The organism is Desulfosarcina widdelii, from assembly GCF_009688965.1.
Lineage (GTDB): Bacteria > Desulfobacterota > Desulfobacteria > Desulfobacterales > Desulfosarcinaceae > Desulfosarcina > Desulfosarcina widdelii.
Window position 1 is genome coordinate 1,868,445 of sequence record NZ_AP021875.1, and the last position, 13,239, is coordinate 1,881,683.

Genomic DNA, 13,239 nt, shown 5'->3' on the forward strand with positions numbered 1-13,239 from the left:
CAAATACGAATGGCTGTCAAATTCAAAGGCCAGGGTTCATGATACCAGTGGGCATACCATCAGCATCATCCGGCAGGTTTCAAAATGCCGGCAACGGCCGATGAAAGCCGAAACTGTCGATCGATCTTTTTGGAATCATCTACGCGTTCCAACAGGACCATCTGCAAGCCGTCGAGCTGCAGTTTTTATAGAAAAGTTGCCTCACGCTAAGACGCTAAGAAAAAAAATGGGCTTGATAACGATTCGAAATGCTGTGGCCGAATCTACAGCCAATATCACCCTTACTGAAATCAAAAAAAATCTTCGCGGCTTCGCGTGAGCCCTCCTTTTATCATCCTTCTTTGCGATTTTGCGCCTTCAAGTGAGTTTCTGGCATATGATTTGTTTACACTCTGTTTAGAGTATGCATTATTTCTGACTTCCATTCTATCATACTCTCACCTCCTCAGACCCCAGCACGAAATCAATAGCCTTTCGTGCTGGGGTCTTTTCCTTTAAAATCCGCATGCAAACGACATCGAAGGGGAATGTTGAGTAAAGGCGAAGATCTCTTTTCAGGTAGGTGACGGTTGTCATCAAATTTCTCATTGCATGCAAAAAATTATTGCACCTGCAATATTTCTATTTCGGTTGTGAGAACAGGCCTTGATTGAGTCCCGCCCTCCTTCGCGCTTTTTGCGGCTTCGCGCGGGGTCGGATCTTAGAGTATCTCCCGCAAAGACGCTAAGCCGCCAAGAAAAAACTAAAAAACGGCTTGGTCACAACTCGAAACACTGTGGCCGAATCGAAAGCCAAAATAGCCCCTACTGAAATCGAAAATCTCTTTGCACCTTTGCGCCTTCGCGTGAGACCTGTTTTTAACCGCCCTGAGGGTTCTCATTGGATGGGCGCTACATCCCGATCCACCTTCCAAGGTATCGCAATAGAGTATACGGCAATTCAAAAATCTGAACAAAAACGTTTTTAGGCCTGGGATTTACCTGTTTGCCAAGCTTGAAGTCAGGGCGAAACCGGGCTCCGCAATTCGGGCAGGCCATCAGGACCCCGCCTACGTCCTTGGGGAATCGCAATTGCTGGCCGCACTCGGGGCAGGTTCTGATTGTATTGTCTGTCATCTGTCGGTCCATTTCATAGCTGGTATCGCTGGTGGGGCGGTATACTTTTTCAGGTATTTATCTACTGGTATTTGCCGGATCTTATTTTGTCTCACGCAAAGGCGCTAAGATTAAAAAAATGAACGCGTTCATTTTTTTATTTTTGAGAGCTTACTGTAAATGCCCTATGCTTTTTCCGACAGGCCGTCGGTATCCATTTTTCCTTCGCGTTCTTCGCGGCTTTTTTGCCTTTGCGTGAGGGACAGCTTTCCTGAAAAGACTATGCAAAGCATATTTTCCGGTGTCGCGAAAGATTTTCCTGATCCGGCCAGAAACGCTCGGCCTCCGGCTTGAAAATGGGTCGATCCTCAAGGGTAAAGATATGCCCCGGAATATTGCTGTCGATGCGCACCCGCTGGGAAACTAAAACTTCGTATTGTTTGCCGACGCTCATCAGCCCTTCGTCGAAAGACCAGTGGCACAGCCGGCACAGGCACAGCCCGTTGCTTGGCAAATCATCATGGCTTTCGCTCCAGGGTACGATGTGGGCGGCCTCCACCACGGTATGACCTTCGGGTGTGCGCATACGGATTCCGCAAAATGCACAGCGATGGTCGTAGAGACTGACGATGGCCCGGCGGAACCCTTGGTCGCGAACCCGTTGGTTCTCCGGTGCTTCATCGGCAAAGCTCTCGGAAAGCTCTTTGATGCCGGCCACGACATCTTTGGCGTATGCGAATGCCGACAGGTTTACGAATGCCTGTTCGTGCAGCAGCGGCTGAATTTCTGGTGCGAAATAGGTTTGGATCAACACGGATCGCAGGATTTCCCTAGTCACCGGATCGACCAGAAATCCGAATAACGCATCATCCATCCGCGCACCAGTGAAATTCTTTCGCAACCAAACCATCGACGGGGTACGGAACGGGTCCGGAATGTTCAAACTCGAATTGGGAATCAAATGCCAAAAGCCGTCGCTCTTCATGAAAAAGTAGGGATAAGCCATGCTTGAACTTTTTCCGGGTGGCATAACCGCATTCCAATACCCGTTCCATGTATCGACCAGTTCAAATGAAGGCTCGATGAAATTCTCTGTGATCTGCCCCTGAGCGATCAGATCCATGATCGAAAGCAGGAGAAAGGGCTTGTGGGGCGCACGATGGCAGGTGGCAGCCGACCATCGATGGCGGCTTTTATCGGTGTTGAGGCGGGAAAACTTATTCAGGTATTCATCTACTGACATCTGATTGCATCCACGCGCCGAGACAGTTTCTGGACGATCCTTTTCATCTGGCTTGCGTCAATCCCCTCTTCCTCCTCCAGGTTCCAGTATTCCACAAACTCATCCGGATCTTTGGCAATCGCATTCAGACGGGTTTGCACCTTTTCGAGCCAGGCATCTTCATTCTCGCAGTCGTAGCTCAACACGCCGAGTTCGGTTTTCAGCGTATCGCACGCCTTCGCTGCATGAACGATAATGGCGTATGCTTCGTCCGACAGGTCATCGGTATCCATTTGCTCTGTCCCCATATGGCTGATTTTAGCTCGACTCCGAAAACATAAGAATACCCACCGCCTCGATCAATTATTGATAGGCGTGTACACCGCCTCGAGGACGGGCAACTCCCACTGATCCACTCTGATTCTATCCTGAAAACCTTCTGCGGGATCATCACGCTCACGCTTTAACAGTGCGACGACTCTCAATTCACCGATTTGATCTGCACGCCGGGACCATTTATCGGTGCCTTCTTGCGAGAGCCTGCTAACGCAGCAGCCATCCGCATCGTGTATTTCAATCCCGGAATTATTCAGATGAAAAGCAACTTTTTTTCCGGCCTCCAGGCGGGCCAATTGTTTGTGGATACGGTGGCCCCTGTTAAAACAACCGGCAAAATCCATATAAATTTCGCTCAGGCCGATCAGCTCGTATCGTTTGTTTTTAAATCCATTGCCGATGGCAGCATCAGCGTAGGTTTTGGATAGGGTAAAAGAGCCTCTGATTTCTTTTAGGAACGGGTTGGGGCGGATAGGGATTTTCATGAGGTGCAACGTCTCCTCAGCACGTGTCATACCCACATACATGACGCGTCGCTCCTCTTCCCATTCAGCCCTGTTTCTCTGCCCTGCCCAGTCGCCGTCCAGAATAAACACATGCGGGAACTCCATACCCTTGGACGAATGAATGGTGCTGAGAAATATTCCTTGTCCCAGAACCTTCTCCCGACGTTGTTCCGCCGTGAATTCATAGAATCGGTCGATGGCCCGGCTGACCGGAAGGACGCTGTCCGAAGTTTCGTCACGATAGTTGTCGAAAAACAGGTCGACCAACTGCCACCAGATGTTATGGTTTCGATTGGATTGGACACCATTGAGCATCTCTATCAATTCAGTGGCACGTAAGTTCATCTTCTCATTGGCGGTCAACAATTCCAGCACATGATGAACCTCTCTTACCCGGTGAAACGGCAACCCTTTTTCCAAGGTTGTCCGAATGGGATAACCGCTGTCTTCCAGAATCGATCGCACATTCGCCAAAGGCATTTTTGTCCGGCTGAGGATGGCGAAGTCATGCCACGCCAGGCTGGGATCAATCGTCCGCATGCGATCGATTTCAGCTTTTATGTAAGCCGCTTGATCTTGAGGATGATTTACGGAAACGATCTGCACAAGACCCTGTCCGACGGGGTCGATCAACGCCCACCGCCCCCCCGGCCGATTGGATTCTCGCCCGCCGTTGATGCGGATCGGGTGGTTGCCTTTCATACGGTCGTGGTTGACTCGGATCAGGGTATTCGCGGCCGAAATGATGTGCCTGCTGGAGCGGTAATTTTCAACGAGATACACCACGTCTTTGCTGTAGTCTTCCTGGAAGCGCCGAATAAAGCGGATGTTTGCGCCGCGGAACGTATAGATATTCTGATCGTCGTCGCCCACGGCCACTATGGCCAGCCGGCTGTCCTCCTCTGCAAGCGACCTGCCGGCAATGGCAGACACGAGGTCGTACTGATCCTCGTCGATGTCCTGATATTCGTCCACGAGGATGTGGCTGTATCCGGCCAGCAAACGATCCCGATGTTCATCGGCTTCTACGCCTGGAATATCCTTTTTCCCATTCAGCAATTTGACGGCATCCTTGATAATGCGGTCGAACTGGATGTTGTCCTGGCTGTATTCGGCAGCCATATCGCGAATGGAAATCCCGGCCAAGCGCATGGCAACGCCGTGATAGGTGGCGATGGTAACCGCATTGGCCACCTTCCCGACCAAGGCACGCAGTCGCTTTTTGAGCACCATGGCAGAGCTGTGGTTGAAACAGAGCACCAGAATCTGGCGCGCCGGTATTCGCTCCACCTCGAGTAAATAGGCACAGCGATGCACGATAACCATCGTCTTGCCTGATCCAGGGCCGGCCAAGATGAGCATACTGTCGTCCACAGGACGCCCCACAACCCCGATCTGAATCGGGTTGTGCAGGTTGTCGACGATCATACGGAAGGACTCGGCCGTCGTGGCCTTGTCCAGCAGTTCTTGGTCCCCTTCGAAATATTTATTGATGAATTTCACACGGCCTAAAGTGAAATAATCCAGAACAAGCGTCAACGCAGGGGCAATTTTTTCAAGGGCCAGGGTCGCATAGCGCATCATCACGTGGACTTGAAGTCTCTTTTCCTGGTAATGTACGGCCAACGGCTTATAATCACCCTTGCTGTAGTAACGTCCTTTGGCCATCTCTGCCAATCGCAGCGTCATGGCCTGCCTGAGAACGGCCAATCCACCCTGCAGTTCGATAACGTGCTGTTCGTGCAGGAACATCAGTGCACGCTCCATGGCCGGCAACACTTTTTTGACTTCGGTGCTCAGTGCCAGATCCGACTTGATCGCAGCCGACAGGTCGTCGCTGGTGAAAGTGATTTGTACGTTTCCCGTAACCTTGGCGCCGGTTTCTGCAGCCTGCTTGTTAACCAGTTCGATCAGCTTTCGTAATATTGCGTTGGCGACATTTTGCCGTAGAAAAATCGTTTTGCGGATGTTATCCCAGCTGCGTCTTAGCCTGACCCGGTAGTGGTGCCGATCCACATGGCCGATTTCAAAGCTGCCAGTCGACGCGGCAAAGCCTTTGCCGTCATAAGATATGCCTTTGATCAGCAACCTCAAAACGTCCGGGCTGGTCGGGCATCCCTCGTTGGTTAGTTTCTGGTTCAAGCGGCGGATATCCAGCTCGACCCAGTCTCCATTTTCCGCGTCAGGATCCTCGAGCTGCAACAGGCGGATCAGCTTGTCTTCGATTTCGCAAACCGCCTGGTACGTTTTACGGGCGTTGTTCTTGCCTTTTGGACGAAAGGTTGCCGACAACATGAGCCCCTTGTCGATCAGCCTGGCATCCGACATATCATGCAAGGCCGAAATGACGATCTGGGCGGCGGTCTGCCCGGTTTGCCGTTCCATAGCCTGGAGCGTTTCTTTTTCGGTAAACAGCGCCTCTGCGAGTTCGTCAGCCCGGATACCGCGATCTTTCGGGCTGTTGATGATCTGCTGCAGGATGCCGAGCCAGAGGTGTCTGGTTTGAGGTGCGATGTTGAGCCGGTTCATGATTTCTGTGGCCGCTTCGAACGAATCGACCAAGGGCTTGCCCTGGAAAGCTTCCGTAAGGTTATGGTTGCGTTGCAAGAAACCCGCTCGCTCTAACCAGGCGATGGAGGCCCTGATTTTAGTGTCCCGAAACTCGGGTTTCAGTTCCTTTATGTCGGCCCAATCTTCATCTCGGATGAGTTCGTCTGTGGTGACGATGATTTCGCCATTTTCGTTTCTTTTCTTGCGCCGTAAGGCCCGCAGTGTTCGAGCAATCTCCTTCCGCCTCACTTCCGACAAAGATCCCATGCTAAACTGCAGCTTTGCATCCTCCTCGTCGTATAAGAGAATGCAGCGTGCCGGTTTCAGGTCCCGGCCGGCACGACCGGCTTCCTGGATGTAGTTTTCCAACGATCCGGGCATACTGTAATGGATCACTAAACGGATATTTTCTTTGTCGATACCCATACCGAATGCATTGGTGGCACAAATGACGGGGGTATGCCCGGCGATAAAGGCGTCAATGATGCCGCGTTTCTCCTTTGAGTCGATCCCGGCGTGAAATGCCTCGGCTACCAATCCCTGATGGAGGAGGAATTCCCGGATTTCCTCCGTATCCTTGCGTGTGGAAGCATAGACGATGATGCCCCCCGGATCGTCGTTGGAATCCAGATGGTCCTGGATCATCTCGTGGGTTCGTTGCAATTTTTCCGCTTTTGAGAGGGGAACAACTTCAAAAGAAAGATTTTGCCGTTCGACACCGCCTTCGTAGAGCCGGAGGTCCTGGCCGAGTTCCTCACGAAAGTGGTTCCCGATCTCTTCGGCAACGCTTTTTTTTGCGGTGGCCGTAAAGCAGCCGACCGGCGGCACCGGCTGATTCTGCTCCCTGGCGAATTCCCGGATGAAGCGCGCTGCGTAGAGGTAGTCGGGCCTGAAGTCGTGCCCCCATTTGGAAAGACAATGCGCCTCGTCGAACACCCAACTGCCGATTTCGCGCTGTTTGAGAACATTGCGGACGCTGACGCTGCGCAGCTGTTCCGGCGAGATGTACAGAATGGCGGTATCCCCCAAACGGATTCTTTCGAAGATCTCTCCCCGTTCCGGTAGCGTCTGCAACCCGGAAACCGATTCGGCAAATAGCGTTCCCGTCTTTTTAATAAGGTTGTCTACCTGATCCTTCATCAATGCCTGCAGCGGAGATATAACGATGGTCAAGGTTCCACGGCGCCAGTAGCGCACCAACGCGGGCAATTGGTAGCAAAGTGACTTTCCGCCGCCGGTTGGGAGAATCCCCATGGTGGGCCGGTCTCCCATGCAGCCGCACACGATTGCCCGCTGTAGGCTCTCGCCTTTTTCCGTTTGTGGCGCTTCTCGGAACGAAGGGTAACCGAAAAATCGGGTAAGCTGACGTTCGGGATCATGGTTTTCCACACAAAATTTGCAGTCGTTTTCGCCGCAGGGAATTTCTCTCAACGCCTTAATGATGGCAGGGATTTCAGGAAACCGGTATCGGACCCAAGGGGGGAGCACTGAATTACCGCCGGCGACCTGTAACCAGGCCAGGCAGAACGCGACTGCCGGCCGTTTTGTGTCGTCTGCCAACAGGGATGGAATCGTTTGCTTAGCGGTATGGGTGCATACTTTTCCGGATGTCTGTCTGAAGAAAGTATTCAGGGCTGATTCCGGATCTTGAACGGAGTTTGCGGCGGACAGCAACGCAAAAACCGTGGATAGTCCTTTGCCCGAAAAGCCATTGAACGTACTATCCTGAAAGCAGTACCGGTATAAATCGATTAGTTCCGGGTTTTCCTTGGCCAGGCTTTGAAAACTTTTCCACTGGTCTTCAAAAACGGAAGCTGCAAGTCTGGCGTCTTCAACGGGATTGTTTATGGTTGCCCGAACCAGTTTATAATCCTTTACCAGGCGATGATAAGGGTTTTCGGGAAAGGCGATGGGAGACAGATAAAGGGTGTCGATCACCGGTTTTTCAAGAAAAGCGAGCCACGGAAAAGAGGCCTTCAGGACGGGAAAATCGTGCCCGAGCAGATTGTGACCCAAAATGAAATCCGCATCCTGGGCGATTTCTGCGAGCTGCTTTAATGTGTCCCGCGAGCCGGCGTTCTTCTTTTTTTCGAAAACGCGACCGTCGAGGATGGCACCAATGTGCCGAATCCTGCCCGATCGCGTCGTTTCCAGATCGAGCAACAATGTCTTGGATAGCAATTCAGAAAAGTCCATCTGCGAAACAGTCGTTGATAGACCATCCCCTTCTAATACGGATTCTAACGATTTTCATGTTGATTAAATCACAGGATACCATTCTGCTCTTGTCTCATATAGTCGATCAAACGAGTTATAAACTGATTTGGGTAGCTTGATTTCTATACACCCACAAGGACTTGGTGGATAACAGGTTTGAGATTCCCTTCTTTAACCAAATGAGGGATTTTCATTGGGCATTCACTCCATCCAGAAAGTAAGCGCCAGATATAGTTGCTTGCCTTGAAAACTTCTCCCATCGCTGGATCAGGTGTGCTGGTTTGGGCCTTAGATCAGCTCTTCGCGGGATCAATATTTTTGTATGGTGCAGGCCTTTTAAACCGTGTTGAAGCATTGGGCCATCAATTTCGTTTAGCAGGTCCTCTCGAATGACAATTCTGTAATCGGGACGGATACCAATAAACATGTTGTCGAAAGCGGCGTGGTGAAGCTTGCAAAGTGCGATGCCGTTGTTGACGACGGGATCACCACCCGGCTCATTATCAGGTATAATATGGGCAGCATCCAACAACTCCCTGTGCCTAAGCCGGCAAAAGGCACACTGGTCTTTGTAAGCAGCCAGGACTCGCTCTCTGAAACCCCTTTGATGAAGACGATGCTTCACGCCATAGGTGATATATGAGCGGCGAGCTTCATCATCAGAGTCGGCAATATAGGCTGCCGTGCCTAAATGTGGCTTCTGTCGCCGCAAGTAGGTCATGTCATCTACGGCGACCGTGAAAGTCAAATCACTTGGATTGTCTCCAACGATAAATACAGGCCAAACGGCGAGATATTTTCCGGGGATTATACCGTGAAAATAAACAAGCGGAACGTTATGCAATAGAGCGTTTCTTAAGCCGACATTTTCGTGGTGATCAGGATCTTGTCCTCGATAACGGTAAAGTAGAAATCCATCAGGATTGAAACTATCACTGTAAGGGCTTTTTGGAGATGTCGTAATGCTCAGCGGGATCTTCGGTAGGACTCTGGGCTTGAATATTCCTTGGGGGCCGACCAAAGGAACGCGCTGACCGTGATATACGAACCCTTCGGATAGCAGAGTGCGGGGCAGCACATCACCGTACTCGGTTTCGCGAGCTTTCAGCCAATCGAAAGCCGCCATTCTTACCTCGTTATCAATACCAATTGTCGGGTTATTCGACACTTTATGGTACCCTACAGAGGCCTAAAACAACTGGGAAATTACAGGGCGCCTTTGCCTCTTAAACTTCAGATTCTTCCATCTAAAATTAAAAGCATCACACAAAAATCACTTTCCACTCGTTCTTCGCGGCTTCGCGCCTTGCGTGAGCCTAATTTTACTCAGCTGCTGTGATGCAGTGCCGCCCTGGCCAAAAGAGGCTACCACGTCCCTTGTCAGATGGGGTCAAAAAGGACAGCGATTGGATTATTTTTTCTGCTTTTGGGTTGAAATGCGCCAGGGTGTTCGGCAAAAAATCGTTTCTGTTCCATTAACGTCCCAATCGTCTGTCCAATCAGTTACCCGGCGCATCAGGCCATTGAATCGTGGCCCGCATATTCACGGCAGCATCGGTTTGTTTCCCCTGGCCCCGGATCAAGGCACTGGAAAAATTCCAAACAGATGTAACGAGAAAATGTGCAAAATAGAAATAATATATATGGATTAGGGTGTCAACGTTGTTTGGATTCAGGCATAACCCGAAAATATAGTGAACATCATGATCTCACGCAAAGACGCTAAGAGTTTTAAATCAGTCGCGTTTGAAGCTGTTAACATAGGTCAGCACCATCTCCTCGATTTTTCCCTCTTTTTTTAATTGCAGAATTTTTTTGTTTATCCGGGGAATATAACGGACAAAGGGAGATTTTTTTGAAAATCCGATGCAGTTTTCGTTTGTTGCAATCGTCATGTCCAAAATCTCAATCCGATCGGACACCCCCAATCGATTGCTGATGGCAATGATATCGTACAGCTTGTCAATGCCATAATCGGCCCTTCCTTTTAAGATCATTTTGATGATCTGATCCAGTGAATTAACCTTTTGCAGATTCAGGTGTTCGGCGGAAAATCTATCGAATGCCTCCCCTTCACTCCGTCCCCTGACGGCAAGGCCTCTGTACCCAATTAAGTCTTCGCGTTTTTTAAAATTAAACGAATGTCCTCGCCTCACCAGCACCTTGGTGTCGTGGGTACCAAAAGGGATCGAATACGAGATGAACCTGGCACGCTCGGCATTGTAGAAAATCGGCGCAACAGCATCTATTTCCCCATCTTTAATATACTCCAGCAACCTCATCCAGGGTAATGGCACGGTTAGGACTTCAACGTTATAGTCCCTGAAAAGCAGTTTTATCAAATCGACGGCCGGGCCCTCCAATCCATCCTCTGTTTCATTTGCAAAGGCGTTCGCCATCGGTGCGGAAAAAAGAAGCCTTTCCTGGGAATAGGAAAAATCAGCTGAAAAGAGTACGATACATAAAATTAGGACATAAAAGTGGAATCCATAATTGGCAAATCCATCTTTTAACTGGATTCTACTTAATTGTGGAAGGACACGCATCCTTGGCCTCCCCTCTAATTTCAGATGATCGGAAAGGGGCTTTCTGTTTTCACCAGGTGCATAGAAATAATGTGCGAAAAAAGGATAAAATATGCGGATTCGCCTGTCAACGTTGTTTGGATTCAGGCATAACCCGAAAAACCAGTGAACATTATAATCTCACGCAAAGACGCTAAGATCTAAAGATCCTGACAAAATCAGTATTGGAATAACATGATATCCGTGTTATTGTGATTTCATGATAATTCGCTTCAAAAACAAAGCTACTGAAGATATTTTTAACGGCAGGGCCTCGAAGTCTGCAATGAAGGCCTGTCCAAAAACGTTGTGGGAAATTGCATGCAGAAAGCTCGATCAATTGGATTCCGTGGTGAATTTTGACGACCTTCGCGTCCCACCGGGCAACAGATTGGAAGCGCTTTCAGGAAACAGAAAAGGTCAATGTAGTTTTCGTATCAATAGCCAATACCGCATCTGTTTCATCTGGACCGAGAATGGTCCGACAGATGTCGAGATCACGGACTACCTCTAACGCATCATCGAGGACTAATAATGATTAGAATACCGACCCATCGCACACCGACCCACCCCGGAGAGATGCTGCTGGAAGAGTTTCTGAAGCCGATGGGCATCTCTCAGCGGGAACTGGCCAACGCGATAAAGGTTCCCTATCAGCGGATCAATGAAATCATCAATGGCAAGCGCGGCATCACCCCCAGCACGGCCCTGAGACTCGCCAAAGCGTTCGGGGTTTCATCGGATTTCTGGATGAACGTCCAGTTGCGCTGGGATCTCTATTTTGCCAAAAAGGCCGAGACTGCAGCCCTGGATGCCATCCAGCCGCTACCCCAGGCCCATATGGCAACAAATCCCATGGAGGCACAGCACTGATCCGGGTTGTATCGATTTCTATCTTTCGCGGCCATGGACCGCCCATAGAAGGTCCCGTAGTATTGTTATTTCGCTGCTTAAATGCCCTTGCTCGCGCCTTCGCGTGAGCCTATCCTTTCAAATGCCCTTCTTTGCCTCTTTGCGCCTTCGCGTGAGCCTTACATCAGGTGGTTAACAAAGGCTTCTTCCAGGAAAGGGAAGTCTTTTTTGGATACCCCAAAGCGGGCATAGACCGATGGCCATTCGGATAAAAACGTCTGCTTGAGGCGGTCGATGATCTGCCGGCCGTCTTCCGGGGGCAGGCCGAAGACCGGGCAAACGGAAAGTGCATTTTCCAGGGTCGCCCGGCGGCTGCCGTCCATGCCGACGCCCAGGGTAAGGTTGCGGGGCACACCCGGCCCCATATCCGGTTGAGGAACGACGTCGTATGCCGGTGAAAGCCGCCAGCCGTGACCGGGCTGGTGAATGAATCCGTGGTTGCGCAGATGATCGTCGGCATTGTTGCACAGGATATTGAAAACCATCCGCATGAAAAGCTGTTTCAGGTCTTCCGCCACATTCGGTGCCGCCACATACTTTCGCATCTGAACGGCGATCTCCTGGTAGCTACCGGTGTCGATCCGGTCGGTGGCCAGCAGGGTGGCGGCCGAGATAAACGGGATCGGGTCGCCCGAAGCGTCGCGGTCGAAGCGCTCGATCAAAAATACGTCCCGGTCGCCCACCGTCAGAACTTTCGAATCCGGCACATCAATTCGGCAGCGGGCGGCCAGGCGAAGGTTGGCGTGCTCGATCCGGCAGGTGTTCCACGCTTCACGCTCCCGGCCGAACTTGGCGATCCATTGGCGGCCGCCGTGCAGCGTGGGCGCCTTGGGTTGCGCACCACCCAGCGAGCTGCCGCGCAGGAGAAACCGGCGATGCCGGGGCGACAGGGCTTCCCCCTGATCGATCCGGTCCGCCGCCGCAATCATGTCCGCCAGGTCAAGGGTTGCGCCACGGGGCGGATAGTTTTCCCAACCGGGATCGATGGGAGCCGGTCCTTCTTCCAGGGAACGTCCGAACCCGAGGGCACCGGTTCGATTTTCCACCGGCAGAGCGGTGAGATATTCGAACTCTCCCGGAGAGCGGGGCTCGGCCGCCCGGTCCAACAGATGTCTCCCCCAGCCGTCCGGCGCCGCGTCCCGGATACCGCCGAACAGCGGGCAGGCAGGCGTGGAACGAAACAGGGTTTCTCCTAAAGGAAGCTGCACCGGGTCGATGGCCATGGCGTCCGGACGCTGAAGGTACTTGCGACCGTACTGGAACGTGGAAACGATCTGACGGCCGTCTTCGAAAATTGTCAGATAACCGCACGGCAACCACGTACCGCCCAGATGGATGAATACATAAGCACTGTTTTCTCTGGCCATGTTCACTCACCCTTCTTAAAATTCAAAAATTCAAATCCACCTTGCCGCTGGCAGGCCGTATGCGCCGGGTTTTCTCATGGCGCTCCCGGTCCAGAATGTTGCCCACCGTATCGTCTTCAGGACCGGCCAGGCGGGTCAGGTCGTTTTCCAGCCCCAGCGCCAGAAGGGCGGCGGCCAGCACGCCGAGACTCACCCCCGGGTCACCGGATTCAAGACGACCAAGTGTCTTGCGGGTCACGAACATGCGCCCGGCCAGGTCCTGCATGGTCATCTTGCGCCGTTTGCGGGCCAGCCGGATCTGTTGGCCCACTTCGGTCAGCTTCTGTTTGACGGCCAGGGGCAACCCGTCTTTCCCAAGCGTTTTGTGAGTCATATTATACCCATTTTGTTTAATTATGGGTATTAAATAACGCATTTTATTGGTTGTCAAGCGGTTTCGGCTATCGTTCCGGGTCACTGCATTTGGAAATG

Annotated in this window: 10 protein-coding genes; 3 read left to right on the forward strand and 7 right to left on the reverse strand. The window is 51.5% G+C overall.

What is annotated here, in order from left to right:
- The first annotated feature begins 100 nt into the window (after positions 1–100).
- Positions 101–319: a hypothetical protein gene (locus GN111_RS08660; RefSeq protein ID WP_155303380.1), complete on the forward strand. Its 219-nt coding sequence runs from the start codon at positions 101–103 to the stop codon at positions 317–319.
- 1,055 nt (positions 320–1,374) lie between these two features.
- Here the strand turns inward: GN111_RS08660 and GN111_RS08665 are convergent.
- From GN111_RS08665 to GN111_RS08685, 5 genes are all read right to left on the reverse strand, one after another.
- The gene (locus GN111_RS08665) at positions 1,375–2,337 is read right to left on the reverse strand and encodes an HNH endonuclease (RefSeq protein WP_155303381.1); all 963 of its coding nucleotides are present in this window, start codon (positions 2,335–2,337) and stop codon (positions 1,375–1,377) included.
- The gene (locus GN111_RS08670) at positions 2,328–2,609 is read right to left on the reverse strand and encodes a hypothetical protein (protein ID WP_155303382.1); all 282 of its coding nucleotides are present in this window, start codon (positions 2,607–2,609) and stop codon (positions 2,328–2,330) included. Before GN111_RS08670 ends, GN111_RS08665 begins: the two co-directional genes overlap by 10 nt.
- A gap of 66 nt (positions 2,610–2,675) precedes the next feature.
- A complete protein-coding gene (locus tag GN111_RS08675) occupies positions 2,676–7,904 on the reverse strand; it encodes a RecQ family ATP-dependent DNA helicase (RefSeq protein ID WP_155303383.1) in 5,229 nt (1,742 codons plus the stop codon).
- Positions 7,905–8,115: 211 nt separating this feature from the next.
- Positions 8,116–9,051: an HNH endonuclease gene (locus tag GN111_RS08680; protein ID WP_155303384.1), complete on the reverse strand. Its 936-nt coding sequence runs from the start codon at positions 9,049–9,051 to the stop codon at positions 8,116–8,118.
- Positions 9,052–9,661: 610 nt separating this feature from the next.
- Positions 9,662–10,471 carry a substrate-binding periplasmic protein gene (locus GN111_RS08685; protein ID WP_155303385.1) on the reverse strand — a complete coding sequence of 270 codons (810 nt, stop codon included), beginning with the start codon at positions 10,469–10,471 and terminating at the stop codon, positions 9,662–9,664.
- 304 nt (positions 10,472–10,775) lie between these two features.
- Between GN111_RS08685 and GN111_RS08690 the strand changes: the two genes are divergently transcribed.
- Both GN111_RS08690 and GN111_RS08695 read left to right on the forward strand, forming a co-directional pair.
- Positions 10,776–11,003, forward strand: a complete 228-nt coding sequence (locus tag GN111_RS08690) for a type II toxin-antitoxin system RelE/ParE family toxin (RefSeq protein ID WP_331457723.1) — start codon at positions 10,776–10,778, stop codon at positions 11,001–11,003.
- A gap of 20 nt (positions 11,004–11,023) precedes the next feature.
- Positions 11,024–11,362, forward strand: coding sequence for a HigA family addiction module antitoxin (locus GN111_RS08695; RefSeq protein ID WP_155303387.1), 339 nt, complete (start codon positions 11,024–11,026; stop codon positions 11,360–11,362).
- Between the two features lie 158 nt (positions 11,363–11,520).
- Here GN111_RS08695 and GN111_RS08700 read toward each other — a convergent pair whose 3' ends face one another.
- A complete protein-coding gene (locus GN111_RS08700) occupies positions 11,521–12,768 on the reverse strand; it encodes a type II toxin-antitoxin system HipA family toxin (RefSeq protein WP_155303388.1) in 1,248 nt (415 codons plus the stop codon).
- A gap of 22 nt (positions 12,769–12,790) precedes the next feature.
- Positions 12,791–13,141 carry a helix-turn-helix transcriptional regulator gene (locus GN111_RS08705; protein WP_155303389.1) on the reverse strand — a complete coding sequence of 117 codons (351 nt, stop codon included), beginning with the start codon at positions 13,139–13,141 and terminating at the stop codon, positions 12,791–12,793.
- Positions 13,142–13,239: the final 98 nt, after the last annotated feature.